This is a genomic window from Pacificibacter maritimus, from assembly GCF_003814915.1.
In the GTDB taxonomy this organism is placed as follows: domain Bacteria; phylum Pseudomonadota; class Alphaproteobacteria; order Rhodobacterales; family Rhodobacteraceae; genus Celeribacter; species Celeribacter maritimus.
Genome location: NZ_RKQK01000001.1, coordinates 1,251,497 through 1,278,456, shown reverse-complemented (window position 1 = coordinate 1,278,456; position 26,960 = coordinate 1,251,497). Strand labels below are relative to the sequence as shown.

Genomic DNA, 26,960 nt, shown 5'->3' with positions numbered 1-26,960 from the left:
GTTAGCTGTTTTGCCCTAAGATTTCACGCGCAATCTGCGCTGAAATAGGGCCTGCAATTTCAGGGGACATGCCAATATGCAGGCGTGGATCGTAGAGCATTTGCAACAAAAGCTCGTCATGGCGTGTCAAAAGCGCGAATTCTTCATCATCGTTGAAAATCGAAGGGCGCGCGCGTGGAGAATCATTCGCCAACCCAAGCCCCTGCGCGATTTCTTCGTGGAAACAAGACATACGCATTAAATCTGGGTGTTCGCCGCGAATAATGGCCACGGCTTTGGTATAGGCGCCATTGTCATCAGGATCAGAGGCCACGACGACACAATAGCTAGAACGTGGCATGTCGACGATAGAGTTGACCATGGATTGCCCAATGCCAGGCACAAGCTGGAACAGGCGCGGACCTATGGCTTGGCGTTCATCTTCGTTGAGTACCAAAACATGAAAATTCGGTTGGCTGGACATGGATATCGGGTGCCGCGTGGCGCGCGCCAAACGGGCGGTGAGGGCCGTGACTGTGGCGCGATCAATGGCACGCTGTGCGTTGGGTACGCTTTCGCCAAATTCCAATCCTATGCGGACAGGAATTTCCCAGCGGTGCAGGGTAGATCGCGTGGTTTGGGCGACAAATTGACCGCCGATTGTGGCGTATTCATCATTCAGCGCGATGGCATCAAAATTGCGCGTCAGTTGGACTTCGTTGAAAGGCGTATCGACGCCCCCGCCATCCGTGCGCAATAAATCGTTGCGTAAAAAATCGGCCTGCACGTTTTCGTAATATTTGCGCATGGCCAGACTTTTTTGCGACAGCATGCGCTGTGCAGATTGCGGTGCAGCAGGAACGACCGCAGGGGTAACAACAGCAGGGCGCGCTTGCGGGATCGGTGAAACCGTTGTGGCAGCACAGCCATAAAGGGCGGCACTGGCCAAAACCAGTGCGCCCATTTGAAAGGCTGTTAAAATGCGCGGACCTGTCATGGTGTTTACTTCGGAACTGCGGTGCCAGCGGTGTCGCCAGTACCTGTACGTTTCGCCGTTGCTGAAGCCAAAGTATCGCGCAGCTCTGCTTCCATTTGCTTCAACTCTGTTTCAGCCGCAGCGCGTTTGGCTTTGCCTTCGTCTGCAATCTGCAAGCTTTCTTCAATCGTGGCGATCAAATCAGCATTGGCCGTTTTCACAGCCTCGATATCGAATACGCCGCGTTCCATTTCTTGGCGCACAACTTTATTGGCATCGCGCAGGTTCTTGGCATTCGCGGTCAGCAATTCATTGGTGAGGTCATTGGCATCGCGCACCGCATGAGCCGCTTCTGAGGACCGCTGAATGGTGACAGCTTGGGCCAGTTGCGTTTCCCACAATGGCACGGTGTTGACCAAAGTCGAATTGATTTTTGTGACCAAGGATTTGTCGTTTTCTTGCACCAAACGGATTGACGGCAAGGACTGCATCGTCACTTGGCGTGTAAGCTTCAGGTCATGCACGCGGCGTTCCAGATCATCACGGGCTGCACGCAGGTCGCGCAGTTCTTGGGCTTGCATGATTTGGTTTTGTTCAGCGGCTTTTTCGACTGCTTTTTCTTTAGCTGGAATGTCTTTGGTGTCCAGTTCGTTCAGCTTTTCTTCACCTGCTGCGATGTAAATACCCAATTCGTTGTAGAACGTCAGGGTGCGATCATACAGAACATCCAGTGATTTGATGTCTTTGAGCAGGGTGTGTTCATGCGACAAAAGCGAATCTGTGATGTCGTCGATCTGGCCTTGTACGGTTTCAAAGCGGGCCACAAATTTAGCCATAGGCGCAGCGCGGCCCAACAGTTTTTCCCACCAAGACCGCTTGCGACGCACATCCAATTCAGACACAGAAAACCCGCGAATGGTTGACACAATCGAACGCAGGCTATCACCCGCAGGCCCGACATCTTTGTTGCGCACATCCGCAAGCATGGCTTGGGAAATTTCTTGCAATTCGGCTTGGGCGCCTGAGCCAAAGCGCACAATTGAATTGGTGTCCGTCATGTCGATTTCTGTCATAGCCAAACGAATGGCGTCTGCATCAGCAGGTTCTGCTGAGGCCAAAACGACCAAATCACCCGCAGGTTCTGGTAGAACTACGGCTGTGACGGCTTCGACGTCTTTGTGAATGGCCTCGGCCTTTTGGCGGATCGTGTCTGACATGAAATTCCCCTGACGTAATTTTACTTAATACCTTCGCGTGCCAATCGGTCACGCAACACGTCGATCTCGATATCGAGATCAATTTTATTATCCAGCAGCAACGCCTCATTGCGGGCGGTAAAGTTGCTTTCAAGATCGTCTAGCAGCGATAGATACGAACGCCGTGCGTCAGTATTACGACTGTTGGCCCAAATGTCTGCAAATTTGACGGTGGCATCACGTGCCCCCAGCAGATAAACGCCCAAATATTTGCGCGCGGAGGTCAGATCGCGTGGATCTTCCTCAACAGTGCGAAACATGGTGCGAGCTGTTTTGGTGAATTGCTCTAGTCGGCTTTGCGCCTCGCGGTCGCCTGTGCGCGCCAAAGCTTCGCGCATGGATTGCAGGTGCTTTTCCGCCTCATTGACGGCCTTGGCTACGCGGTCTTGTTGAAAAGTATCAACGCCTTCCATGCCTTTGTGACGCAATGGATCGATGCCAAAAGAAAAACTGTGCAAAGCGGTGCCCAAGATGGCGAAAATTCCTGCCTCGATCACGCCCCAGCCTGCAAGACCAACCATCCCAAGGCCTAAGCCAGTTAGCACAGACCCAAAGATTTTGCGCGGGAGTGCGGGCCTGCGCGCAACTTTGCGCGCGTCATAGGCTTCATGGGCTTTCAGGCCCTCGCGGGTGAGCCAAGCTGCGCCCAAGAGTAACCCCAAGGCGACTAAATATTGAGCCATAACCACGGGCTGCGCACCAAAGGCTTTCCATGCAAGGGGCAGGGCTGCGTAAAATAGCAGATTTGAGCGCGCGCCTACACGCGACGGTTTCTTACCATCAAAGGGGCGTGCTTTGGGTGCTGTGTCCTTTGTTGCGCTGCTCGGTGAATATTTGGAGCCGTACCTTTGTGCCATGATCAAATACCCATCAAATCCCTGATGCGCCAATCGTGGCGTAAAACGTCAGCGCGACCAATAGATAATAGGCAAGTTTTTGCATCTTATCGGCACTCATAGGTAAATCACTCCACACCGCTTTGGGACATGCGCAAACGACTTTTGTCCGCTGCGCAATGACCTAACTTTACTAGATATAGGAAACAATTGCCCCACAGGAAAGGGGGGAAGCTGGGGGAAGCTGCGATTGTTGTTCCCCCTTGCGCGTCTGTCGCGTTTAGTCCCGTTTTTTGCCGCCAAAGCCTTTTGCGCCACGTGAGCCTGATGGCTTGCTGTCACCGTGGGATTTAAATCCCTTAGCGCGCCCACCATCTGCGCTGCCGCGTGATTTGTAGCCAGCGGATTTGAAATCAGGCTTGCCATCGCGGCCCTCTGATTTGCCTTTGTAGCCGCCGCCTTTTGGACCGCGGTCATCACGATCCCCGCGGGATTTAAAGCCACCGCCTTTGGGATCACGATCATCACGGGTGTCTGTACGGCCAAAGCTTTCTTTGCGCGGTCCGCCTGCCTTGCCGCCACGGTTGACTTGGCGGCGCGGTTCGCGTGGCTCGGATGGATGTTCGATGTCAGAAGCGAAAGGATCTACGCCCAACTGATCACGCAGCACGCGCGCTTTCACCTCTTCGGCTTGACCTGGGCGAATGGTGCCCAAGCGGAAAGGCCCATATGAAATGCGCATCAATCGGTTCACGATGACGCCAATATGTTCCATCGCGCGGCGCACCTCGCGGTTGCGGCCTTCGCGAATGCCAACAGTGAGCCAAGCATTGGCCCCTTGTTGGCGGTCGAACACCACTTCCATCGGTTGAAAATCTTCGCCGTCGATTGTCACGCCTTTGCGTAATTGATCTAGCAAGGCTTCAGATGGTGATCCTTTGACACGCACACGGTATTTGCGCAGCCAACCCGTGTCTGGCAATTCCAGTTTGCGCTTGAGTTCGCCATCATTGGTGAGCAGCAAAAGCCCCTCGGAATTCAAATCAAGACGCCCGACAGACAAAACGCGCGGCAAGCCTTCTGGCAGGCTTTCAAATACGGTTTTGCGGCCCAATTCGTCTTTTTCAGTCGTCACCAAACCTAATGGTTTGTGGTACAGCCACAGGCGCGGCGGTTCTGCTTCGCCAATCTGTTGACCGTCTACGGTAATGCGGTCTTTTGGCAGGACATTTAAAGCGGGTGAGACCACTTTTTTGCCATTCACCGTCACGCGGCCTTCTTCGATGATCACTTCGCAATCGCGGCGCGAAGCCACGCCTGCGCGGGCCAAAACCTTGGCAATGCGATCGCCGGGGCGTTTGCCATCAGCTGAGGCATCGGGGCCGACGGCTGGGCCTTGGGCAGGGGCGCCTTTGCGTGCATAGGGATTCGTGGGCGGTTTTTTATAGGCCTTGCCTTCGCCATGGCTGCGGGATCCTTTGCTTTTTGAAACAAAAGAAGGCGCAGTGCGGGCGCCACGAGCGGGTTTTTTATCTGAATCGCGTGTCATAGCTTGGCAATAGCTGGGGTTTGGCCCCTTGGGAAGGGGGCAAAATGCGACAGGCAGAGGCAAAATAGCCGATCATCTTGCATTTGCTTGTCTTGGGCGACATTCCGCGGCACTAAATGCGTATGAGTTTTAGATCTTTCATGGATATCGCCCTTGAGGAGGCCAAAGCGGCAGGCGCACGCGGCGAAGTGCCTGTGGGGGCTGTCATAGCGTCTCAGTCTGGGGATGTGATCGCACGCGCAGGCAATCGCACCCGTGAATGGAATGATCCCACAGCCCATGCCGAAGTGGTGGCCATTCGCGCGGCTTGTGCGGCCTTGGGGCAAGAGCGTCTGACAGGCTATGATCTATACGTGACGTTAGAACCTTGCCCGATGTGTGCGGCAGCCATTTCCAACGCCCGCATTGCGCGACTGTATTACGGGGCAGGGGATGCGAAATCAGGCGGCGTTGCCCAAGGCCCAAGGGTGTTTTCGCACAGCCAATGCCACCACGCGCCTGAGATTTACGACGGGATTGCGGCGGAACCTTCTGAGGCTTTGCTCAAATCTTTTTTTGCGGAGCGTCGTTGATCATGGTTGAAACATTTTTGGTGCGTCGAGAGGCAGTGTTGAAAAACTTGGCTTTGGTGTTGGGTATTCTGTCCACCGTGGCCATCGTGCAAAACTGGTACCCGCTCAATATGTTTTTGTCTTTTCCGTTTTGCATCATCTGGATGTCGATGGCATGGCTGCACACAGAGCGGCAGTTGAAATGGGTCAACATCCTGTTCGCGCTGTTTTATGTCTACGGTATTGCGCGGTATTTCATCGTTGGCGCCTGATGTATTGTGAGGGCGTTTGCGCATACGGGTGCTGTTTCTCATGCACATATGCTTGAAGTGCGACAAGCGGCGCGATAAAGCCGTATCAAATAGGATTTCTGCGTGGACGAAAGAGTCCGCGCGCACGCTAAAAACGGAGTTGCCCCATGTCGATCGACATTGATACCGCACGCCGCGTTGCATCGCTTGCACGCATTCGGGTTGAAGAAGACGCCTTGCCTGAATTGGCCAGCGAATTTAACGCCGTTTTGGGCTTTATCGAGCAACTCACTGAAGTCGATGTTGAAGGTGTTGAGCCGATGACATCTGTGACTCCGCAGCGTTTGAAACGCCGCGAGGATGTTGTCACTGATGGCGACCAGCAAGACAAAATTTTGAAAAACGCACCAGACGCGCGCGAAGGCTTTTTCGCTGTGCCAAAAGTTGTGGAGTAAGCGCTATGACTGATCTGAATAAACTGACTTTGGCTGAAGCGCGTGATGGATTGCGCAAAGGGGAATTTACCTCAAGCGATTTGACCGAGGCTTGCCTAACCTCCATCAAAGCGGCACAAAAACTAAATGCTTTTGTGCATGACACATCCGAGCAAGCCCGCGAACAAGCCAAAGCGGCCGACGCACGGATCGCAGCGGGTGACGCGCCAAACATGTGTGGTCTTCCGATTGGGGTGAAAGATGTATTCGCCACCAAAGGTCAGCCAACACAGGCGGCGTCAAAGATTTTGGATGGTTTCAAGCCAGAATATGAAAGCACCATCACAACAAAGCTGTTTGATGCTGGTGCTGTGATGCTGGGCAAATTGAACATGGATGAATTTGCCATGGGGTCGTCGAATGAAAATTCGGTTTACGGCCCTGCTGTGAACCCATGGAAAATCGATGACCGCGATCTGACGCCTGGTGGGTCTTCTGGTGGCTCTGCTGCGGCTGTTGCGGCTGACCTATGTTTGGCCGCGACTGGCACAGACACAGGCGGATCAATTCGTCAGCCCGCTGCCTTTACGGGCACTGTTGGCATCAAGCCCACATATGGCCGCTGTTCACGCTGGGGCGTTGTCGCCTATGCGTCTTCATTGGATCAAGCTGGCCCCATGACCAAATCCGTGCGCGATGCGGCGATCATGTTGGAAGCTATGGCAGGTCACGATGCCAAAGACAGCACGTCAGCCGATTTGGCTGTGCCAGACTTTGAGGCGATGATCACAGGCGACATCAAAGGTAAGAAAATTGGTATCGCCAAAGAATACCGCATTGACGGCATTTCCGATGAAATCGCCAAATTGTGGGATGATGGTGCGGCGATGCTGCGCGATGCAGGGGCTGAAATCGTTGATGTTTCTTTGCCGCACACACAATATGCTTTGCCTGCGTATTACGTGATTGCGCCTGCGGAAGCTTCATCAAACTTGGCGCGCTATGATGGTGTGCGCTACGGCCACCGTGCGCAGATTGATGCTTCAGAAGGCATTGACGACATGTATGAAAAGACTCGCGCCGAAGGCTTTGGCCGCGAAGTTCAACGCCGGATTATGGTCGGTACTTATGTATTGTCTGCGGGTTTCTATGACGCCTATTACAACCGAGCACGCAAAGTACGTACGCTGATCAAGCGCGATTTCGAACAGGTGTTTGACAGCGGTGTGGATGCCATCTTGGCCCCAACCACGCCCTCTGCTGCCTTTGGAATTGGCGAAGTAACAGGGAAAGACCCTATCGAGATGTATCTCAATGATGTCTTTACCGTGACCTTAAACTTGGCCGGATTGCCGGGCATCTCTGTGCCAACAGGTCTGTCATCCGCAGGCCTACCACTTGGGTTGCAACTGATCGGGCGCCCATGGGGCGAGGGGGATTTGCTGAATATCGCCCATAGTCTTGAGCAGTCCGCAGGCTTTGTTTCCAAGCCGACCAAATGGTGGTAACTCTACCGTAACTGTTTATTTTTCGGGAGACGCATGATGCGCCGTGCCGCTTTAGCTGTGATATCTTTGGCTGTTTTAGCCGGTTGTGAAACACGCGTGCCTGACAGTGGTGCGGGGGTTGGCTTTGGCACCTATGCTGAATACCAACAGCGCCGCGAAGCAGAACTGATCGCCAATGGGGAAGGGCGCGCGTCTGCGCAACCCATCGCTCCTGCGCTTGCGATGTCAAACGAAGCCATTGCCCCCACTGAGGGGGCGGATGTTGCCGATGCGGCGATGGCTGCGATTGGCCAAGGTGGCGCAGTTTCTCAAGCGCCACTTGATGCGCCTGCGGACCCCACGGGGCAGTTTTCACAAGCAGTTGCGACGCCCACAAGCGTTGAAAACAGCGTTGGGATTTCGGCAGAAAATGATTTCGATGCCGTATCCTCTGAGCGCTCAATCGAACAAGATGCAGCTGTGATTGCGGCAAACCGTCAAGCTTATCAAACAGTTGAGCCCACTGCGGTGCCGTCGCGCCCGAAAGATGCAACAACATCTTTGGTCAGTTTTGCGCTATCCACATCCAATTCAGTGGGCCAAGCTTTGTATTCACGCCTGACAGTGGGCGCCGCAGCGCGTGCTGAGCGCAATTGCGCGAAATACCCGTCACCTGATTTGGCGCAAGAAGCATTCTTGGCAGGTGGTGGTCCTCAGCGTAATGTCCAAGGTCTTGACCCTGATGGGGATGGATTTGCTTGCTCTTGGGATCCGCGCCCCTTCCGTTTGGCTGCGCGCAGCAACTAAATCATCATGACAAAGCTCAACTGCCAGTTCCATGCCTCGCCTAATTTTGGCGATCGGCGTGGAGGTGTGCGGCCTGATATGATCGTTTTGCATTACACGGCGATGAACTGTGCGCAGGACGCACTGGCGCGTTTGTGTGATCCCGAATTCGAAGTTTCAGCCCATTATCTCATCGATTCTGATGGGCGTATTGTGCAGATGGTTGATGAAGCCAAGCGCGCTTGGCATGCAGGTGCTGGCGCTTGGGGCAATGTGTCGGATGTGAATTCACATTCCATTGGAATTGAGCTGTCCAACGCTGGCACCACGCCGTTTGCAGCTGCACAGATGGATGCTTTGGAAAGCCTTTTGGCACAGATTATGCGTCGTCATAAGATCAAGCCAGAGCGCATCATCGGCCATTCCGACATGGCGCCTGCGCGCAAAATTGATCCCGGCCCGCGCTTTGATTGGCATCGCTTGGCGCGTCAAGGATTTGGCGTTTGGCCCGCCCCCGCAGGTGCTCTTGCCGTTGATCAGGATGCTTTTTTGCAGGCCCTCAATCTGTTTGGGTATCACTGCGAAGATCAGAAAGCTGATGTCATCCTTAGTGTTTTTCGTGATCGGTTTCGTCCGCGACATGAGGGACCGTTGGATGAGATAGACATGGCACTTGCGCATGATTTGGCCCAACGCTTTCCCGTTGACCGCGCAAGCCCCAGCGATTAAGTCCCAAAGCGCACGGATGGCTGGATGACCGCGGGTTCTGGGGGCTTATGCCCACTGGAACGCGAGGAAAGTCCGGACTCCATTGGACGACAGTGCCGGGTAACGCCCGGCGAGGGTAACCTTAGGGATAGCGCCACAGAGAACAGACCGCCTTCTATATCGGAGGTAAGGGTGAAACGGTGGAGTAAGAGACCACCGCGCAAGCGGCAACGCAAGCGGCACGGCAAGCCCCACTGGGAGCAATGCCAAATAGGGGTCTCGTGTGAGGCACAGCGTTCGCTGCGTCATCATAGGGATGTTCAAGCCCGAGAGACCCGGGTTGGCAGCTTGAGCGTGTTGGTAACAATACGCCTAGAGGAATGGTCATCGACGGTGTTCGCACCTGAACAAAATCCGGCTTATAGGCCATCCGTGCAAATCAACTGATAGACTTTGTCATCGATATAGCCTGCGTCATCGGTCTCGTTGCCTAGGGGCGCGTTTTTTCGCGCAACACCCAAGCCGCACGCAGGATCAAGCTGAAAGCCACCAGTTCCAACAGTTCTTCCATGAGTGTGCTATGTGGCAAATAAAACGCGCCCTGCTCAAAGGCGCTGGACAGGCCAAAGATCAAGATAGCCGCATAGATATTTAAACTTGTCGGATGGGTAAAGTAGCGCCCGATTGCCGCCAGTTTCGGCGATACACGCAAGATGAAAAGACCCAAAGCGCATAGGGTGAGCGCCGCCCAGAATGTGGCCATAACGATTTGAATTGTTGTCACAAGATCAGGATCAGCCCCGATCGCGGCCCCAAAACTTAATTCGCGTCCTGCGCCGACAAATGGCAGATTTGAAATGAACAGCCCAAACGCAAGCAATGTCAAATGGCGCAGCTTGATCAACTGGTACAGTCGCATCCAAAACACCAGCGTGCTCAGCACCAAGATGACAATCTGAGCGTTTTCAAGCAGACCATTTTCGCTGGTCAAAAGGGTCGGGTCGATGAGGGCCATAACATGTGTTCCTGTAATATGCTTGTCGCAGCAAGACCAAAGAAAGCCAACTCTGTCAATGATATGTACGACCGTTGGGACTGCTCGTGCTTTTGACGGTGCCAATTCGACAATTGGTCCCCCTAAGGGCTTTGCGCGCTTGGCATAAATCCCGTTAGCCCCCATATTGGTTTCGTATTCAGGTTTTCAAACGGGGAGAGACCCATGAGTTTCGTTAAAACATTGGCCACATTAGCCGTCGGTTTCGCTGCTGCCAAAGGCGCTGACAAAATGCGCCAGATGGGCGGCATGGACGGCCTGCGCGATGCCATGCGCAAAGCGGGCGACGAAGGCGGCATGGCCGACCAAATGGGCCAAATGGCTGAAAAATTCGGCGTCCCTGGTGGCGCAGATGCGATCAAAAAAATGATGGGAAGCTTTGGCAATCAGGCGGCAGATGCCTCTGAGGCGACCGAAGCGGGGCTTGGATCTTTGTTCTCAGCCATGGGCGGCGCGGCGGCTGCTGGTGCGGGGGGGCTGTCTGAAATGTTCAGCGCTGTGACCAAAGACACGCCCGTTGGCACAGCAGCCGAGGATCATGCCAAACTGATGATCCGCGCTATGATTATGGCTGCGAAATCGGATGGTGAAATTGACGCAGAAGAACGCAGCAAGATTTTGGATCACCTCACGGATGCGTCCCAAGAAGAAATCGATTTCGTGCAACGCGAATTGGACGCACCTGTTGATCCTATGGCGCTGGCCAAAGAGGCCACAGAGGACACAAAGGGCAAGATTTACGCGGCAGCTTTGATGGCGATTTCAGTCGATACAGCCGCCGAACAGCAATTCCTAAAATCCTTGGCAACCGCTTTGCAATTGGATGCGGCAAAACAGGCCGATATTCACCTGTCTATGGGGAAGCCTGCGCTTTAAACTGGGATAAGGTCGTGACCTAAGGCCTTGGCAGATGCTGTCAGGGCCTTTTTGTTGGCGTCAGCCTGCAAATGCCTCTAGCTGCCCCGCCGAATCTGTGACATAGACAGCCCCAAGAGCACAGCATCGTTCCGTTAGGTCGATCTGGGCTGTAAAAAATTCGGCCATGGTGGCCACGCTTGTGTTTTTTTGCCGATATCCCCATTGACTCGAAGGGGGAAGGCTATAAAAGGCAGGCTTCAAGGATTTCACGGGGTGTCACGCGTAAGTGCCCGACTGACCCGTTGGACGTAAGACTGGAGACTTTAAAATGGCTAAGCCAACCACAATCAAAATCCGTCTGAACTCGACTGCGGACACGGGCCACTTTTACGTGACCAAAAAAAATGCACGTACGATGACCGAAAAAATGGTCATGAAAAAATATGACCCAGTGGTGCGCAAGCATGTTGAGTACAAAGAAGGCAAAATCAAATAAGCCTGATTTGAACGACAAAATGCAAAAGCCGCGCAAACCACAAGGTTCGCGCGGTTTTTCTTTGTAGAGCACCGCAGCGGACCAGCCCAAAATCCACGCCACCCGCGTGAACGAGGAGATCCCGATATGTGCCTACTTCAAGACCCCCCGCCAATTGGCAATTCAAGCGAATTAGATTTTGCACCCGCAGGCATAACCGATGTGCCGCCCTTCACTGTGCGCAGCGCCACTGCGAAAGACGCTGATGATATCGATGCGTTGATTGCCGAAAGCTATGGCGCGCTTTTGACGCCTGTTTACCATAACGATGTTTTGTCACGCGCCTTGCCACGTTTGCTGCGTACGCCCCCCAGTCTTTTGGCGGGCGGCAGTTACTTTGTTGCGGATGCTGGCGGGCTGCTTTTGGGCGCGGGCGGTTGGTCACAAGCCACACCTTTCGGCGGTGTGGGGCCTGCTTGCAATGGCCACATGCGCCGCGTCGCTGTGCGCCCTGATTTTATTCGTTCGGGCATTGGGGCATTGATCGTCGATCACACTTTAGACCACGCAAGGGAACAGGGCGTGAAAAATATGCACTGCCTATCGACTTTGGCGGCCGAAGATTTCTATGCCGCGCAAGGATTTAAAGCGACAGGCGAAGTGGAGCTGACGCTCGAGCCAGGCTTGTATTTGCCTGCTATCCAGATGGGGCGTGCTTTGCACTAGAGGCTTCTGAGTGCAGGGCGACAGCACGTATTTTTCCCATCGTTTCCTATTAAAAAAAGCCAGCTAAAAAGCTGGCCTTTTCGCGTTTCTAGTGCAGCTTGGCTTAGTCACGATTACCAAGGAAGCTGAGCAAGAACATAAACATGTTCACGAAATCAAGGTATAGGCTCAAGGCGCCCATAATAGCGGATTTCGCCAACCATTCTGAATCCATCGCATGCGCGTGGGCCAGATAGTCGTTTTTGATCTTTTGTGTGTCATAGGCTGTGAGGCCTGCAAAAATCAAAACACCAATCGCAGAGATCGCGAAGCTCAAAACACCTGAGCCAAGGAAGATATTGACGATAGAGGCCACGATCAGACCGATCAGACCCATCATCAAAAATGTGCCCATGCCAGACAGGTTTTTCTGCGTTGTGTAGCCAAAAATCGACAAACCAGCAAAGGCGATGGCGGTCACGAGGAATGTCTGCGTGATCGAAATGCCAGTGTAGGCGGCAAAAATGTAGCTGATCGACAGGCCAAACAAGGCGGCGTAGACGTAGAAAAACAGCTGAGCACCAGCTGCAGACAGGCGGTTAATCGCAGCGCCGAATGCGAAGATCATGCCAAGTGGCGCAAACATCGCGATATAGCCCAAAATGTTGGGGCGCAGTGTTTGCGGATCACGGAACAACGACAAAAGCGCATCATTCGTGCCAACAGCCCATGCCACCAATGCTGTCAAAAGCAGTCCAACAGACATTGTGCCGTAGACCTTGTTCATATGTGTGCGTAGGCCCTGATCAATTTGGGCGGCTGAGCCGGCGCGCGCGCCTGCATCAATCGTTCTGTAGTCAGCCATGGACTGTACTCCTGTTCGAAAAAAATCTTTTGCCAAACGTCTTGTTTGGTTTCCACTTCAATATTGGCATGGTCGCGCAGGTTTTCAAGGTTCAAAGTGCCGCAAGCTTTACGAAAAACGAAAAAGACCGCGCCTGTATGGGGCGCAGTCTTGCTTTCAATTGGGTCTCGGGGACAGTCCACCCAACTGAGGGTCGTTTCGACGTGAAATGTTCAGGCTTTCCAGTGGTTTGGTGCATCCCACGCAGGGCGTGAGGATTCATGTTCCGCTTGGGCGCGGGTCACGCCGATATCGTCTAGAATATGGTCATCCAGTGCGGCCAAGGCTTTGCGTTGACGCGCCACAGTGCGCGCTTGAGCTAAGCGGGACAGCAAAGAAGTGGAGGAGGGGGCGCCAAAAGCGCGACGGAGCGTCAAACTAGCCATGATTACTTTCCAATCTGTGAAGTGTTTATCTTTATGTATCATCCATGTTGATATGTTTCGCTGATTGTGGCACATAAGTAAAATGAATGATTGTTCGATTAAGCATCACGGAGTGTGATATGGCGCGTAACCTAGATATGACGGCCCTTAGGTCTTTTGTTGCAGTTGCTGATTGTGGCGGTGTTACCCGTGCCGCTGGGTTCTTGAATCTGACGCAATCAGCAGTCTCGATGCAGCTTAAACGTTTAGAGGAAAGCCTTGATCTAAAGCTGCTCGACCGATCGGCGCGCACGATTTCACTCACTGCAAATGGCGAACAATTGCTGTCATACGCGCGGCGCATGTTGGACCTAAACGACGAAGTGTTCGGGCGTTTGACGGCGCTTGAGTTCGAGGGCGAAATCGTTTTGGGCGTGCCCCACGACATTATATACCCGTCGATCCCGCAGGTGTTGCAGCAGTTCAATCATGCTTTCCCAAGGATGCGGGTGAATTTGGTCTCGTCCTATACGACGCGTTTGAAAGAAATGCTGGCACGTGGCGAGGCTGATTTAATCCTAACCACTGAAGACGATCTAGACGCAGGCGGTCAGACCCTTGTTGAGTTGCCGCTGGTTTGGGTTGGCGCGATCAATGGCACAGCTTGGCGTCAACGCCCCTTGCGTTTGGCTTTTGAACACAAATGCCTGTTCCGTAAAGGGGTGCAAAAGGCTTTGGATGATGGCGGCATTCCTTGGCAGATGGCAATCGAAAGCGATCAATCGCGCACAATCGAAGCCTCTGTTTCAGCCGATTTGGCTGTACACGCGATGCTTATTGGCTCGACGCCGCCTCAATCCGAGCCGATTCAGCACGGCGGAGCTTTGCCAGAACTGCAGACCAAAAAGATAAACCTCTACAGTGCAGATGTTGCGCGTGGAGAGGCCTTTCAGGTCCTGCGCGACTTACTGCGCAACTCTTATACCATGCGCGTTGCGACACGAGGTTTAGCTGCTCAATAGCACGTATCACAGTGATCGATGGTGCTTTTTGACGGTGTTTGTTTACGTAATATTCGCAAATTGCTGTCATTTTGAGATGGTGAATATTCGCAAATTGCGAAAAATGTTGCTATTCGCTCTTTGGTTTAGTCACAAAATCGATTTTACGCGTCTGTCGTTTTATTAATTTTTTGACTTGTTTTTGTAAATACTGTTATTTTTCAGGCGTCTAAGGGAAAATTTCTGTTTCCTGTACAAAAAGACAGGTTGAGAAAGAAGGCGCATCAGCCGAAGTCTGGTATACACGCATAGGTTACTCTGTGTGCTTAGGTAAGGAGCCGTTGTTATGAAGCATCCTGTGGATGTCCATGTAGGAAAGCGTATTCGACATCGTCGGTGGATGGTTGGTATGACCCAACAGCAGCTCGCTGAAAAAGTCGGGATTAAATTCCAGCAAATTCAAAAGTACGAAACGGGCATGAACCGTGTTTCTGCATCGCGTCTGTGGGATATTTCCGAAGCGCTAGAGGTTCCTGTGGCTTTCTTCTTTGATGGTGTCGAAGTTGATACTCCCGAAGTGGTTGAAAACGGTGCATCTGTTCCAGCAGATATTCTTGCCGATAAAGAAGCGCTCGAACTCGTGCGGTCTTACTATTCAATCCCAGCAAATCAACGCCGCCGTCTATTTGAATTGGCACGTGTTTTATCTGACGTCGCCTAAGTTCAAGGCACTGAATATATCGTGGACATAAGGTTTAGGCCGTGGTCCATTTTCTGCAAAAGTCCTGCCCGCATATGGTGCAGGACTTTTGCGGTTTAGAGCCACCTCATCTGTCTTGACGCTTTGTGCTGCACATATTACCGCAATGAGATGACACGATAGGTAGGGGCGCAGGCGACACATGACACAGATCCAACTTTCCAAGGCCGATCAAGCCAGCCTTATTGAAACAGCCCATGCCGCAGCTGATGCCGCGCGTGTTGTCACCCTAGCTTATTTTCGCGGCACAGCTTTGGCCACAGAATCCAAGCTCAAAACTGGGTTTGATCCTGTAACTGTGGCAGATCGCGCCGCCGAACAAGAAATGCGCAAAGTCATCTCAGAAATGCGCCCTGATGATGCGATCCACGGCGAAGAATTTGGCCCCAAATCAGGCACAAGTGGATTGACATGGGTATTGGATCCGATTGATGGCACACGCGGGTTCATTTCGGGCACCCCAACATGGGGCGTTCTGATCGCCTGCCGTGATGAGGTGCAGGTCCAGCTTGGTGTCATCGACCAGCCGTATATCGGAGAACGGTTTTTTGGCGGTTTCGGACAAGCGTCCCTGACAGGGCCACATGGGGATGAACAGCTCTCTGTTCGCAAAAATGTGGCTTTGAAAGATGCCATTATCTTTACGACATTCCCTGAAGTGGGCACAGAGAATGATCGTCAAGCTTTTGAAAACGTTTCTAAAAAATGTAAGCTTACGCGCTTTGGTATGGATTGCTATGCCTATGCACTTTTGGCGGCAGGGCAGGTGGATTTGGTCATCGAAGCAGGATTGCAACCCTATGATATTTTGGGGCCAATTGGTGTTATCGAAGCCGCTGGTGGGCTGGTAACGGACTGGCAAGGAAACTCTGCGATAAACGGCGGGCGCATCGTGGCTGCGGGATCCAAATCTCTTTTGGATGAATGCCTCGCGCATCTGAAAAACGCATAGGCAGCCCGATTTTTGATCACATCGGGCATGGGTTCTATGTGAAGCAAAAAGGGCTTTGAATGCACCCATGTTTTATCATTCGCGGCGCTGACGTGTTGATCACGATGGATGATCAACGCCGTGAAATCAAAGGTGGTGATATCTTGGTGCGTGATGGCGTGATCGAAGCGGTCGGCACCTTACTTTATGATGACGATGCGCAGATCATCGATGGGCGTGGCACTGTGGTAACGCCAGGTTTGGTGAACACGCATGCGCATCTGTTTCAATCCATGACGCGGGCCTTGCCTGCGACACAAAACCTTTCAAAACATGATGGCCTGCGGCATTTTTATCCCATTTGGGCACGCTACACACCCGAACATGCCTGCGTTTCGGCCATGGTGGGGCTGGCTGAACTTGCGTTTTCAGGGTGCTCTTTGACGGCCGATCACCCGCATTTATTGCCAAGTGGCGCAGGTTTAGATGGGTCGATTGAGGCGGCAAAATCGGTGGGGCTTCGCCTCCATGCCGTCCATGATGTGACGCACAGCCAAGGCAACACCTCAAATCAAAATCCGAACTCAGTTGTCACGCAACACGATCATATTTTGACGCAGAGTGCGCAATGTATCGATGCTTTTCACGACCCACGTGAAGGCGCAATGACCCGCATCGCTTTGGGCGCATGTTTCCCTCATGATGTTGAAAGTGAGGTGATGCAGCGCACGGCCGACGTGGCGCGTGACAAAGGGGTGATGTTGCACAGCTCTATTGGATGCTCGGCTTTTGATGTGTCCTACACTATTGAAAATAAACATAAAAATATGATTGAACGTTTGCATGACTTGGGGTGGACTGGCGCTGACGTTTGGTTGGCTGGGGCGACGAAACTTGACCAACACCACATTGAGCTTTTGGCAGAAACTCAAACACGCATGACGCATACGCCCTGTTCAGATTGCCGCTTTGGTCTTGGAATCGCCCCCATACAAGCCTTGCGAAATGCGGGTGTATGCGTAGGGCTCGGCACTGATGGCGGGGCGTCAAATGATGTTAGCAATCTTATGTCTGAGGCGCGTCAAGCAATGCTTTTACAACGTGTCATGAATGGACCTGAGGCTATGACAGCCCGAGAGGCCTTGGAAATGGCAACGCGTGGTGGTGCGCAGGTTCTTGGGCGCACGGATTTGGGGCAAATTTCTGTCGGTATGCGGGCTGATATCGCTATTTGGGATGTGGCTGACATCGAATCCGCAGGTGCGTGGGATCCTGCGGCTTTGCTGTTGGCGGGGCCAACCCAAGTGAAACATCTTTTCGTCGAAGGAAAACATGTGATCAATAATGGGTGGCTTGCCACGCTTGACATCTCGCGCGTCTTAACGCGTCATTCTGCACTTGTGCGTGGATTACAGGCGGCTTAATTCAAATAAAGATGTGTGATAAAGGGACTGTTTATATGTTAAAACGTACAACCTTGGCGCTGATTTCGGCAATTTCTTTGACGGCTTGCGGTTCGCAAACCGGTGCGGGTTTTACCCCAGTCGCAGCCGTGCAGACCCCTGCCTCATTCACATCGGTGGCTTCCGAGGGCCAAGTTCTCGCCGCGATAAATGCGGAGCGCGCCAAAGCGGGTCTCTCGCCCTTAACTTATAACGGTCAACTCACGCGGGCTGCTCGCGCCCATGCGCAAGACCAAGCTGCCAATGGATATTTCTCACACACAGGAAAAAATGGAAGCCAAGTCACAGATCGTGTGAAACGCGTTGGGTACTCGTACTGTTTGATCGCCGAAAACCTATCAGTTGGCTATCCTTCGGTGCAAGGCGCCGTCCAAGGTTGGATGAATTCAGCAGGGCACCGTCGCAACATTTTGAACGGCAGGTTTACTGACATTGGTATCGGTATTGCTGAAGGCGCGCTCTATGTCACCGTCTTTGGCGATCCTTGCTAGGGCCATACACAAGGCATGAAAACAAAAGAGAAAAACGAAAAACATGGTAAACCTTCAACTGAATGTTACGTGTTTATCAAGCCTGTCGATGCGATGCTAAGCCCTTGGGCGCTTGTATAATTTTTTACAAAATTAATCATTCTTGCCCCTGTTTCTCTGAGCCATGGTGCCGTAGTGTTTGCTCAAAGGCACTCTAAATTATGCAGGCATCCCATGGTTGAAGATCATACACTGGAAGACCCCATCGAGATGCAAGATGAAGATGGCTATGTGCTGTCACAGAAAGTAATTTCTGCCATTTTGGATGCAGTCGAGAGGCAGGATCGTCAGCTTCTCATCGATCTGATGGATCCTTTGCACCCTGCAGATATCGCCGACCTTTTGGAACAGGTTAGCGCAGCAGATCGCCGTGATTTCATCGAACTTTACGGGCGCGAACTCGATGGTGAAATTCTATCAGAGGTCGATGATGGTATCCGCGAAGAAGTGATTGCTTTGATGCGGCCTGAGTATCTGGCCGAAGCGGTGCGTGATCTCGAATCTGACGACGTGGTCGATCTGATTGAGGATCTGGAAGAAGACGCACAAGAAGCGATCTTGGCCTCACTTGAGGATGCGGACCGCGTTGTTGTTGAACAATCATTGTCCTATCCAGAGTTTTCTGCGGGCCGTTTGATGCAGCGCGAGGTCGTGATGGGGCCTGAACATTGGACTGTTGGTCAAGCCATTGATTTTATGCGTGAAACAGAATCCTTGCCCGATGATTTCTATCATATGGTTATCACAGATCCTTTGCTGCACCCGATCGGTCATGTCACTTTGGGTAAAATTTTGGGCGCGCCAAGGGATCAAAAACTATTGGATCTCTTGGAACCAGGCTTTCGCACTTTCCACGTGGAAGAAAGTGAATCCGATGTGGCCTATGCCTTTAACCAATATCACATGATTTCAGCCCCAGTGGTGGATCAAGACGATAGATTGATTGGCGTGATCACCATCGATGACGCGATGAACGTGCTGGATGAAGAGCACGAAGAAGACATTCTGCGCCTCGCGGGTGTGGGCGAGGGCACATTGTCCGATCGCGTATTCGAAACGGTTAAACAGCGTCTCCCGTGGTTGGGCGTGAACCTTTTGACCGCTATCTTGGCCTCACTTGTGATTGCGCAATTCGAAGCCACGATTACAGCCCTTGTCGCATTGGCCGTCTTGATGCCAATCGTGGCATCTATGGGGGGCAACGCAGGCACGCAGGCTTTGACAGTTGCTGTACGTGCGATCGCCACGCGCGATTTGACGGGCGCAAACGTGTGGCGCGTGATCCGACGTGAAATTCTTGTTGGGTTAACCAACGGATTGATTTTCGCGGTGATCATGGGCGTCGTTGGGTTAATCTGGTTTGGATCGCCCGCTTTGGGTTTGGTCATTGCAGTCGCCATGGTGGTCAACTTGGTTGTCGCGGGACTTGCGGGCATCGGCGTGCCCGTCATCTTGGAACGTGTCGGGGTCGATCCCGCTTTAGCGTCGGGCGCATTCGTGACCACTGTGACAGATATCGTTGGCTTCTTCGCGTTCCTCGGTTTGGCTGCGGTATTCTTGCTATAGCGCTGCGATCTAAAAGTGAGGGAAAGGTCTAGGGTATGGCCGGCATAAGTGTCGATTTGAAAGCGATTGCGCGCAAAAAGGCGCTGAAAACGCGCGGAATTGTGCATGGCCGTGATCAAGGACTAAATGCTCAAGCAACAGTGCTTTTGACCAATTTTTTGACCCCATATTTTGGCAAAGTTATCGCGGGCTATATGCCGATCAGGTCGGAAATAAACCCATTGCCCTGCATGCAAAACCTAACAGAACATGGTCCAGTGGCTGTACCTGTGGTTGAAGCCAATGCAGCCCCTTTGCGTTTTGACCTTTGGACGTCACAGACAGAGATGGTCGAAGGTGCCTTTGGCGCGGCGGTGCCCAAGCATTCAAGCCCCGTGACGCCCGATGTGGTGATCGTGCCTCTGGTGGCGTTCAATCGTGCGGGGCATAGATTAGGCTATGGTGGCGGATTTTATGATCGCACCTTGGCAAAATTGCGTAAATCACAGGATGTCTTTGCAGTCGGTTTTGCCTATGCGGGGCAAGAAATGTCAGATTTTCCAGTGTCGCATTTTGATGCGCCTTTGGATGCAATCGTGACCGAAACCGAAGTTTTCACCGTTTAGCGCTTGCCTCAGGTCTTGCATTCTGTGGTCAATGGCGGGTAAGCCGTGGGCATGAAAATCCTATTTCTCGGCGATATCGTCGGTCGCGCGGGGCGCGATGCGGTGATCCAACGGCTTCCTGTTTTACGCAAAGAATGGAAGCTAGACTTTGTTGTGGTCAACGGTGAAAACTGCACCAATGGCATGGGGCTGTCTGGCGATCATGCCAAGCTTTTGCTTGAGGCTGGCGTCGATTGTTTGACGCTAGGTGATCATGCTTTTGACCAAAAAGACATGATGCAGTTTTGTGAAAACGAAACGCGGATCATTCGCCCGATCAACTTTGCCAAAACAGCACCTGGACGTGGGGTTCGTATTTTCGAAGACGCACGCGGCCGTCGTATTTTGGTGGCGCAAATTCTGGGGCAGGTCTTTATGAAACGCGCCTTTGATGACCCGTTTTCCGCCCTTGATGAGGTCTTTACCCGTCACAAACTGGGCGGTCAGATCCAAGCAGCATTGATTGATGTGCATTGTGAAGCCACCTCTGAAAAGATGGCCATGGGGCATTTTTGCGATGGCAAGGCGTCTTTGGTGGTCGGAACACATACGCATGTTTGTACGGGCGATGCGCAGATCCTGCCCGCAGGGACAGCCTATCTGACTGATGCTGGCATGTGCGGTGATTATAATTCTGTGATCGGCATGGACAAAGCCGAACCTTTGCGCCGCTTTATTACAGGCATGTCAAAGGGCCGTTTTGAACCCGCCAAAGGCGAAGCGACCCTGAGTGGCGTTTATGTCGAGACGGATGATGCCACAGGGCTTGCCACACGGGTGAAACAGATTCGTCATGGTGGCCGTTTGGAGCAAAGCGCCCCATAAAGGGCAGAGCTTCGATAATTGCGCTACAGATGTCAGATTTTGACGTGCTTTCCCGCATCGGGGGCAGTTCTCGCTTGTGAAGATCAGTGAACCGCGTCCATTATGGTTGCGGTTCAACAAGCCCCTGAGGTGACATGGAAATTTTTCAATTTGACCCGATGACACAAGCAATTTTGTCTTTGGTGGTCGTGGGCTTCATGTTCGTTTTGTTCGTGCGCGAAGTTTTTTCGACTGAAGTTGTCGCTCTCACGGGGGCGTCTTTGATGATTTTCTTCGGCATTCTTCCCTATGAACAAGGTCTAGAGGTGCTTTCAAACCCCGCGCCTTGGACAATCGCTGCGATGTTTATCGTGATGGGGGCTTTGGTGCGCACGGGCGGGCTGGAGTGGTTCACGCAGCTTGCAGGACGATCCGCAGAAACGCACCCGCAGCGCTCTATCGCGATGCTTCTGGCCGTTGTTGTGGTCTTGTCGGCTTTTGTCGCCAATACTCCCGTTGTTGTCGTGATGATCCCTGTGTTTGTTCAACTCAGTTCCAAGTTGGGTACATCCGCTTCTAAGTTGCTGATCCCTTTGTCTTACGCTGCGATTATGGGCGGTACGATGACCCTGATTGGCACTTCGACCAACCTGCTGGTTGACGGTGTTGCGCGCGCGCAGGGTATGGAGCCTTTCACGATTTTCGAGGTCTCGCTTTTGGGCGTTATCATCGTCGCTTGGGGGATGATCTACCTTTATTTCATCGGGCGGCACCTTTTGCCCGAACGCGAAAGTTTGGCAAATATGTTAAACGGATCGCGATCCAAGATGAAGTTTTTCACCGAATCCGTGATCCCGCCCGATAGTAACTTGATTGGCCGCGAAGTGCTGACTGTGCAGCTTTTCAAACGCGAAGGCGTGCGCCTGATTGATGTTGTCCGCGGCGATAAATCTCTGCGTCACGATCTAAAATCAGTGATGCTAGAGGTTGGCGATCGCGTTGTCTTGCGCTCGCAAATTTCCGAATTGCTGAGCTTGCAGCGCGATAAATCACTCAAACGTGTCGATCAAGTTTCTGCTGTCGAAACCAGCACCGTTGAAACCCTGATTACACCCGGATGTAAGATGGTCGGCCGTGCGCTCAGTTCCATGCGCTTGCGCCGCCGCTATGGCATATATGTTTTGGCCGTACATCGCCGCAACCAAAACCTAGGCCATAAGATCAATGACATCGTGGTGCGGGTCGGGGATACGCTTTTGATCGAAGGCGCGCCCGAAGACATCCAGCGCTTGGCGGCGGATATGGATTTGGGCGATGTCTCAAAGCCGACCGAGCGCGCCTATAACCGATCCCACGGCCCGATTGCTTGGATTGCCATGTTTTCTATTGTGATTCTCGCGGCATTCGGTGTGGCGCCGATCTTGATGTTATCGGTCATTTCTGTCGCAGTTGTTTTGGTCACGCGTTGTATCGATGCCGATGAAGCCTTTTCTTTCGTTGATATCAGATTGTTGACCTTAATCTTTTCGATGCTGGCCGTTGGCGCGTCCTTGCAGGCCTCTGGCGCTGTTGCGATGATCGTAAACGCCATTGCGCCCTTGCTCGAGGGTTTGCCAATTTTCTTTGTGATCTGGTCGATTTATCTTCTGACATCGATCCTGACAGAACTTGTGTCCAACAATGCGGTGGCCGTGGTGGTAACCCCCATCGCCATCGCCCTTGGTCAACAAATGGGGTTGGACCCACGTGGGTTGGTTGTGGCTGTGATGGTTGCCGCGTCTGCCTCTTTCGCCACGCCGATTGGCTATCAAACAAATACGATGGTTTACGGGCCTGGCGGGTATAAGTTCACAGATTATATGAAGATCGGTATTCCATTGAATATATCTATCGGTCTTCTGGCCTCAGCCGTTATTCCGTTTTTATGGCCGCTTTAGACAGGAAACCCCATGTTTCCCCAATAGACAGCGGCAGGTGGCCTTGCAGGTACAGGTCTGCATCGCCTATATGAAAGCAATTCTAAAATTCTAGTCGCGAAAGGCTTTTTCACATGGCAGGCCACTCAAAATGGGCAAATATCCAACACCGTAAAGGGCGTCAGGATAAATTGCGTTCCAAACTCTTTTCCAAACTCGCCAAAGAAATCACTGTGGCAGCGAAAATGGGGGACCCTGATCCAGACAAAAACCCGCGTTTGCGCATGGCGGTTAAAGAAGCCAAATCGGTTTCTGTGCCCAAAGACGTGATTGAGCGCGCGATCAAAAAGGCCATCGGCGGCGATGCGGAAAACTACGACGAAATCCGCTACGAAGGCTACGGCCCTAACGGCGTGGCAGTGATCGTAGAAACCATGACCGACAATAAAAACCGTACCGCATCGACTGTGCGTTCCACTTTCTCCAAAAACGGTGGGAACTTGGGCGAAACGGGATCTGTTGGCTTTATGTTTGACCGCAAGGGGGCGATTTCCTACCCCGCAGAGGTTGGCGATGCTGACACTGTGATGATGGCCGCGATTGAGGCTGGCGCGGAAGATTGCGAAAGCACTGAAGATGGCCACCACATTACCTGTGCTGATACGGATCTGAATGATGTGTCCACAGCGCTGGAAGCGGAACTTGGTGAGTCTGAGAGCACCAAGCTGGTTTGGGTGCCAAATATTCAAACCGAATTGGATTTCGATGGCCTAGAGAAATTGATGAAGCTGGTTGATGCTTTGGAAGATGATGACGATGTGCAAACCGTCACCACCAATTTCGAAGCCTCAGACGAAGTGATGGCACAGTTTAACGACGCATAACTTTTGCCTGTTTGAATTGGCCCCGCTGAAATGGCGGGGCTTTTTTCATATCTACCCTTTGGTTTTTCACGACACATAAGGTCTTGCCCATGCAGGCGCTGATAACGGGCTTTTTGTCTTCGCTCACATTGATCGCCGCGATTGGCAGTCAAAACGCCTTTGTTTTGCGCCAAGGATTGCGCCGCAGGCATGTCGTGCCCGTGGTTCTTGTTTGTATCCTGTCAGAAGCTCTCTTAATCAGCATCGGCGTGTTCTCATCTGCATGGATCGCAACTGTTTTGCCAATAGCGTTGCCGATCATGCGCTGGGGCGGTGCGGCATTCTTGTTGGTCTATGGCGCACTGTCCTTGCGGTCAGCCCTGCGCGGAGGGCAAAGCCTGACGGCCGCGCAAGGCAGCGCCCAAAGCCTGCGCGCAGCGGTCCTGACATGCCTAATGCTGACATGGTTAAATCCGCATGTATATTTGGACACCGTTGTTTTGCTTGGCGCGATTTCGGCCGAATTCGGCGATCTGGCTTGGCTTTTCGCGATTGGGGCTATTTCTGGGTCAACTGTATTTTTCACGGCATTGGGGTTTGGCGCCCGCTACATGGCAGCATTGTTCGCCAAGGAACTGTCGTGGCGCATTCTTGATGCAGCAATCTGTGTGGTTATGTGGCTTATCGCCGTCAAATTGATGCGCGGGTTTTAATCGCCCTTGCACTTCGTTTCGCTTGGGCACAGTGTCTCGCCATGACGTCAATCCAAACCAGACCTATGGCAGGCATCTTGTGGATGTTTGCGACAACATTGTGTTTCGTGACCATGAACATCTTGGTCAAATACGTGGGCACGGGCTTGCCTGTGACGCAAGCTGCGTTTTTGCGCTTTGCTTTGGGCGTGGTCTTTTTGGTGCCAATGCTTGGGTCTGTACGCAAAGCTGTGTTCACGCGCGAGGTCTTTGGTTTGATCGCTCTGCGCGGCGGAATTCACGCCATTGCCATGGTGCTGTGGTTCTATGCGATGACCCGTATCCCGATTGCTGAAGTCACGGCGATGAACTTTATGAACCCGATCTATGTGACTCTGGGCGCGGTTGTTCTGTTCGGCGAAAAAATTGCAGCGCCCCGTATCATCGCCTTGATCATGGCCATCATCGGCGGTGTTGTGATTTTGCGCCCTGGTCTGCGTGAAATCGATTCTGGTCATATCGCCATGGTCTTTGCTGCGATGTTTATCGCTGGCAGCTATTTGACCGCCAGCGTGTTGTCGAAACGGTTGCCTGCCAGCGTTGTGGTGTTTTCGCTCTCCATAATAGTGCCGTTGTTTCTTGCGCCATTTGCCATCGCACAGTGGCAAACGCCGACGCTGACGCAACTGGGCTTGCTGTTCGCGACATCTTTCTTTGCTACTTTCGCGCATTATTGCATGACGCGCGCCTTTGCCTGCGCGCCGATGAGTGTCATCCAGCCTGTGTCCTTCTTGCAGTTGCTTTGGGCCACTATCGCAGGGGTTGCCTTGTTTGGCGAAGGTATCGATCTGTTTGTGATTTGCGGCGGCCTGATGATTATCGGCGCGGTCACTGTGATTTCGATACGTGAGGCCCGTGCGGAAAAGCGCCTACGATCCGTTAAATCCATTACCTAAACCTGTCTTGGCGGCCTGACTGCGTGATCTGCGTAGGCAAGGGGGAATTAACCTTAGCTGCAGATGGCACTTGTGTTTGTTCTCGTTTTGCCCCATATCCTGAGGTGTGAGATGGGGTATTCTACAATATGTTGCGGTCTTTGGGGCCGTTATGGGGCTAGGTGTCGCCTTTCCTTCTGTGAAAACAGGGGGGCTAGAGGCTGCGCAAACAGCGACTTTCGCGCCTGATAAAACCACGCCACAGTATTCTGGAAAAGCGCGCATCATAGATGGCGATACCTTGGCTCTGGGGGCTGTCAAAGTGCGTTTGCACGGTATTGATGCCCCCGAATTGGCGCAGACCTGTATGGATGCGCAGGGCAAGATCTGGGGCTGTGGGCAGTGGTCCATGGCCGCGCTGCAAAGCCTTGCCCAAGACACAGTTCAATGCGCGCAAACCGATGTGGATCGCTACGGCCGTATTGTTGCCGTCTGCCGTGCGGCGGGTGTGAATCTAAATCACGCTATGGTTGCCCATGGGGCGGCCTTTGCCTATGCGAAATATTCGACCGATTATATTACCGCTGAAAACCAAGCCCGAAAATCATCATTGGGCTTGTGGCAAGGCGGTGCGCAAAAGCCTGCTGCGTATCGTGCTGAAAAGCGCGCGCAAGCGCAGCAAGACCACGCCGCAGTGCAAGAGCCTGCGCCAAAAGGATGCACGATCAAAGGCAATATTTCCAAGTCTGGCCGTCTTTACCACCTGCCGGGATCGCGTTGGTATGAAAAGACTCAGATCAATACCAAAAACGGTGAACATTGGTTTTGTTCAGAAGAACAGGCGCTGCGTGCGGGGTGGCGCGCGGCCAAGGGATAGCGCAGGGAGGGGCATTCGAATTAAATTCGATCGGATTTGAGAAATTCAAAAGAAGTTTGCACAAATTGCACAATGCCTCTTGTGTCTGCCTGTTGCATTCTGTAAATCGCCCTCACCGGGTCGTTAGCTCAGTTGGTAGAGCGCTTCGTTTACACCGAAGATGTCGGGAGTTCGAGCCTCTCACGACCCACCATTTACCTCCTCTTAATCGTTAAAATTTGTCTGGACCTCATGGCCCAGTTTTTCTGATGTCCATCGGTACCTCTATGTACTCGGTTGCGCGCTGAGCGGGGCAAAGAGGCAAATGCCTTGCATACACCCGACTATGCGCGTTCGCCTGGATCGATCCAAAGCAAGTAATGCGCCGATTTATGGGCGTTTTTTGAGGGCGACGCCTGCTGCGCAATTTTTTTTTCAAACCAAGTCACATTTCGTGCATATGGCGCTTGACGCGCAAGCCGTCGAGCCATAGAACGCCACAACGTTCAGACGGTAACGTCAGAATGGTAGCGAGCGGTTGTAGCTCAGTTGGTTAGAGTACCGGCCTGTCACGCCGGGGGTCGCGGGTTCGAGTCCCGTCAACCGCGCCATCGCTACCTTGCTCTTTTAGGTCCGCCTTTCAGAGCGCTTCGAAGTGAAGCAGAAAATAGCCGAAAGGCAATGCGCGGTTGTAGCTCAGTTGGTTAGAGTACCGGCCTGTCACGCCGGGGGTCGCGGGTTCGAGTCCCGTCAACCGCGCCACTTTTCTTCATAACATTATGAAACATCGTGGCGCTTACAGCGCGCAATTTTCGATTCGATTTC

The 26,960-nt window shown here is 52.7% G+C and carries 29 protein-coding genes, 3 tRNA genes and 1 other RNA gene; 26 read left to right on the top strand and 7 right to left on the bottom strand.

Annotated features, from left to right (window positions below; genetic code table 11):
- Position 1: 1 nt before the first annotated feature.
- The 4 genes from EDD53_RS05960 to EDD53_RS05945 form a co-directional block, all read right to left on the bottom strand.
- Positions 2 to 976: a DUF2927 domain-containing protein gene (locus tag EDD53_RS05960; RefSeq protein WP_246002229.1), complete on the bottom strand. Its 975-nt coding sequence runs from the start codon at positions 974 to 976 to the stop codon at positions 2 to 4.
- A 5-nt stretch (positions 977 to 981) separates the two neighbouring features.
- Positions 982 to 2,172, bottom strand: a complete 1,191-nt coding sequence (locus EDD53_RS05955) for a toxic anion resistance protein (RefSeq protein WP_123792233.1) — start codon at positions 2,170 to 2,172, stop codon at positions 982 to 984.
- 20 nt (positions 2,173 to 2,192) lie between these two features.
- Complete coding sequence (locus tag EDD53_RS05950) at positions 2,193 to 3,068, bottom strand: 5-bromo-4-chloroindolyl phosphate hydrolysis family protein (RefSeq protein ID WP_123792232.1); 876 nt, start codon at positions 3,066 to 3,068, stop codon at positions 2,193 to 2,195.
- 259 nt (positions 3,069 to 3,327) lie between these two features.
- The gene (locus EDD53_RS05945) at positions 3,328 to 4,596 is read right to left on the bottom strand and encodes a pseudouridine synthase (RefSeq protein WP_123792231.1); all 1,269 of its coding nucleotides are present in this window, start codon (positions 4,594 to 4,596) and stop codon (positions 3,328 to 3,330) included.
- Positions 4,597 to 4,718: 122 nt separating this feature from the next.
- On the opposite strand from EDD53_RS05945, the gene EDD53_RS05940 reads away from it, so the two are divergent.
- The 7 genes from EDD53_RS05940 to rnpB all read left to right on the top strand — a co-directional run bounded on the left by EDD53_RS05940 (position 4,719) and on the right by rnpB (position 9,251).
- A complete protein-coding gene (locus tag EDD53_RS05940) occupies positions 4,719 to 5,168 on the top strand; it encodes a nucleoside deaminase (RefSeq protein ID WP_123792230.1) in 450 nt (149 codons plus the stop codon).
- Positions 5,169 to 5,170: 2 nt separating this feature from the next.
- Positions 5,171 to 5,419, top strand: a complete 249-nt coding sequence (locus tag EDD53_RS05935; protein WP_123792229.1) for a peptidase — start codon at positions 5,171 to 5,173, stop codon at positions 5,417 to 5,419.
- Positions 5,420 to 5,565: 146 nt separating this feature from the next.
- The gene (gene gatC / locus EDD53_RS05930; RefSeq protein ID WP_123792228.1) at positions 5,566 to 5,853 is read left to right on the top strand and encodes an Asp-tRNA(Asn)/Glu-tRNA(Gln) amidotransferase subunit GatC; all 288 of its coding nucleotides are present in this window, start codon (positions 5,566 to 5,568) and stop codon (positions 5,851 to 5,853) included.
- A 5-nt stretch (positions 5,854 to 5,858) separates the two neighbouring features.
- Positions 5,859 to 7,340, top strand: a complete 1,482-nt coding sequence (gatA, locus tag EDD53_RS05925) for an Asp-tRNA(Asn)/Glu-tRNA(Gln) amidotransferase subunit GatA (RefSeq protein ID WP_123792227.1) — start codon at positions 5,859 to 5,861, stop codon at positions 7,338 to 7,340.
- Between the two features lie 36 nt (positions 7,341 to 7,376).
- A complete protein-coding gene (locus EDD53_RS05920) occupies positions 7,377 to 8,126 on the top strand; it encodes a hypothetical protein (RefSeq protein WP_123792226.1) in 750 nt (249 codons plus the stop codon).
- Between the two features lie 6 nt (positions 8,127 to 8,132).
- Positions 8,133 to 8,834, top strand: a complete 702-nt coding sequence (locus EDD53_RS05915; RefSeq protein WP_246002227.1) for an N-acetylmuramoyl-L-alanine amidase — start codon at positions 8,133 to 8,135, stop codon at positions 8,832 to 8,834.
- A gap of 12 nt (positions 8,835 to 8,846) precedes the next feature.
- An RNA gene (rnpB, locus tag EDD53_RS05910) (RNase P RNA component class A) lies at positions 8,847 to 9,251 on the top strand.
- Between the two features lie 52 nt (positions 9,252 to 9,303).
- Here the strand turns inward: rnpB and EDD53_RS05905 are convergent.
- Positions 9,304 to 9,828: a hypothetical protein gene (locus tag EDD53_RS05905; RefSeq protein ID WP_123792225.1), complete on the bottom strand. Its 525-nt coding sequence runs from the start codon at positions 9,826 to 9,828 to the stop codon at positions 9,304 to 9,306.
- Between the two features lie 204 nt (positions 9,829 to 10,032).
- Between EDD53_RS05905 and EDD53_RS05900 the strand changes: the two genes are divergently transcribed.
- The 3 genes from EDD53_RS05900 to EDD53_RS05890 all read left to right on the top strand — a co-directional run bounded on the left by EDD53_RS05900 (position 10,033) and on the right by EDD53_RS05890 (position 11,926).
- Positions 10,033 to 10,743 carry a DUF533 domain-containing protein gene (locus tag EDD53_RS05900; RefSeq protein WP_123792224.1) on the top strand — a complete coding sequence of 237 codons (711 nt, stop codon included), beginning with the start codon at positions 10,033 to 10,035 and terminating at the stop codon, positions 10,741 to 10,743.
- A gap of 310 nt (positions 10,744 to 11,053) precedes the next feature.
- On the top strand, positions 11,054 to 11,221 hold the full coding sequence (gene rpmG, locus EDD53_RS05895) for a 50S ribosomal protein L33 (protein ID WP_085849169.1): 168 nt from the start codon (positions 11,054 to 11,056) through the stop codon (positions 11,219 to 11,221).
- 126 nt (positions 11,222 to 11,347) lie between these two features.
- On the top strand, positions 11,348 to 11,926 hold the full coding sequence (locus EDD53_RS05890; RefSeq protein ID WP_123792223.1) for a GNAT family N-acetyltransferase: 579 nt from the start codon (positions 11,348 to 11,350) through the stop codon (positions 11,924 to 11,926).
- Between the two features lie 103 nt (positions 11,927 to 12,029).
- Here EDD53_RS05890 and EDD53_RS05885 read toward each other — a convergent pair whose 3' ends face one another.
- Both EDD53_RS05885 and EDD53_RS05880 read right to left on the bottom strand, forming a co-directional pair.
- Positions 12,030 to 12,770 carry a Bax inhibitor-1/YccA family protein gene (locus EDD53_RS05885; RefSeq protein ID WP_123792222.1) on the bottom strand — a complete coding sequence of 247 codons (741 nt, stop codon included), beginning with the start codon at positions 12,768 to 12,770 and terminating at the stop codon, positions 12,030 to 12,032.
- 212 nt (positions 12,771 to 12,982) lie between these two features.
- Positions 12,983 to 13,195, bottom strand: a complete 213-nt coding sequence (locus tag EDD53_RS05880; RefSeq protein ID WP_123792221.1) for a DUF1127 domain-containing protein — start codon at positions 13,193 to 13,195, stop codon at positions 12,983 to 12,985.
- A gap of 119 nt (positions 13,196 to 13,314) precedes the next feature.
- Between EDD53_RS05880 and EDD53_RS05875 the strand changes: the two genes are divergently transcribed.
- The 16 genes from EDD53_RS05875 to EDD53_RS05800 all read left to right on the top strand — a co-directional run bounded on the left by EDD53_RS05875 (position 13,315) and on the right by EDD53_RS05800 (position 26,897).
- Positions 13,315 to 14,196, top strand: a complete 882-nt coding sequence (locus tag EDD53_RS05875) for a LysR family transcriptional regulator (RefSeq protein ID WP_123792220.1) — start codon at positions 13,315 to 13,317, stop codon at positions 14,194 to 14,196.
- 325 nt (positions 14,197 to 14,521) lie between these two features.
- Positions 14,522 to 14,896: a helix-turn-helix domain-containing protein gene (locus EDD53_RS05870; RefSeq protein ID WP_123792219.1), complete on the top strand. Its 375-nt coding sequence runs from the start codon at positions 14,522 to 14,524 to the stop codon at positions 14,894 to 14,896.
- Between the two features lie 181 nt (positions 14,897 to 15,077).
- The gene (locus tag EDD53_RS05865) at positions 15,078 to 15,887 is read left to right on the top strand and encodes an inositol monophosphatase family protein (protein ID WP_123792218.1); all 810 of its coding nucleotides are present in this window, start codon (positions 15,078 to 15,080) and stop codon (positions 15,885 to 15,887) included.
- Positions 15,888 to 15,946: 59 nt separating this feature from the next.
- Positions 15,947 to 17,290 carry an amidohydrolase family protein gene (locus EDD53_RS05860; RefSeq protein WP_123792217.1) on the top strand — a complete coding sequence of 448 codons (1,344 nt, stop codon included), beginning with the start codon at positions 15,947 to 15,949 and terminating at the stop codon, positions 17,288 to 17,290.
- A gap of 35 nt (positions 17,291 to 17,325) precedes the next feature.
- Positions 17,326 to 17,820: a CAP domain-containing protein gene (locus EDD53_RS05855; RefSeq protein WP_170162688.1), complete on the top strand. Its 495-nt coding sequence runs from the start codon at positions 17,326 to 17,328 to the stop codon at positions 17,818 to 17,820.
- A 213-nt stretch (positions 17,821 to 18,033) separates the two neighbouring features.
- Positions 18,034 to 19,425 (top strand): magnesium transporter, encoded by a 1,392-nt coding sequence (mgtE, locus tag EDD53_RS05850; protein WP_123792215.1) that lies wholly within the window; start codon positions 18,034 to 18,036, stop codon positions 19,423 to 19,425.
- A 35-nt stretch (positions 19,426 to 19,460) separates the two neighbouring features.
- Positions 19,461 to 20,030, top strand: a complete 570-nt coding sequence (locus EDD53_RS05845; protein WP_123792214.1) for a 5-formyltetrahydrofolate cyclo-ligase — start codon at positions 19,461 to 19,463, stop codon at positions 20,028 to 20,030.
- A gap of 51 nt (positions 20,031 to 20,081) precedes the next feature.
- The gene (locus tag EDD53_RS05840; protein WP_123792213.1) at positions 20,082 to 20,894 is read left to right on the top strand and encodes a TIGR00282 family metallophosphoesterase; all 813 of its coding nucleotides are present in this window, start codon (positions 20,082 to 20,084) and stop codon (positions 20,892 to 20,894) included.
- A gap of 134 nt (positions 20,895 to 21,028) precedes the next feature.
- Positions 21,029 to 22,810 carry an SLC13 family permease gene (locus EDD53_RS05835; RefSeq protein WP_123792212.1) on the top strand — a complete coding sequence of 594 codons (1,782 nt, stop codon included), beginning with the start codon at positions 21,029 to 21,031 and terminating at the stop codon, positions 22,808 to 22,810.
- 113 nt (positions 22,811 to 22,923) lie between these two features.
- Entirely contained in the window at positions 22,924 to 23,673 is a 750-nt protein-coding gene (locus EDD53_RS05830) for a YebC/PmpR family DNA-binding transcriptional regulator (protein ID WP_123792211.1), read from the top strand.
- A gap of 89 nt (positions 23,674 to 23,762) precedes the next feature.
- Complete coding sequence (locus EDD53_RS05825; RefSeq protein ID WP_123792210.1) at positions 23,763 to 24,365, top strand: LysE/ArgO family amino acid transporter; 603 nt, start codon at positions 23,763 to 23,765, stop codon at positions 24,363 to 24,365.
- Between the two features lie 65 nt (positions 24,366 to 24,430).
- The gene (locus EDD53_RS05820) at positions 24,431 to 25,300 is read left to right on the top strand and encodes a DMT family transporter (protein WP_246002226.1); all 870 of its coding nucleotides are present in this window, start codon (positions 24,431 to 24,433) and stop codon (positions 25,298 to 25,300) included.
- A gap of 106 nt (positions 25,301 to 25,406) precedes the next feature.
- Complete coding sequence (locus EDD53_RS05815; RefSeq protein WP_211331585.1) at positions 25,407 to 26,156, top strand: thermonuclease family protein; 750 nt, start codon at positions 25,407 to 25,409, stop codon at positions 26,154 to 26,156.
- A gap of 117 nt (positions 26,157 to 26,273) precedes the next feature.
- Positions 26,274 to 26,349: transfer RNA gene (locus EDD53_RS05810), tRNA-Val, on the top strand.
- Positions 26,350 to 26,669: 320 nt separating this feature from the next.
- Positions 26,670 to 26,746: transfer RNA gene (locus EDD53_RS05805), tRNA-Asp, on the top strand.
- A gap of 74 nt (positions 26,747 to 26,820) precedes the next feature.
- A tRNA-Asp gene (locus EDD53_RS05800) sits at positions 26,821 to 26,897 on the top strand.
- The last annotated feature ends 63 nt before the right edge of the window (positions 26,898 to 26,960 follow it).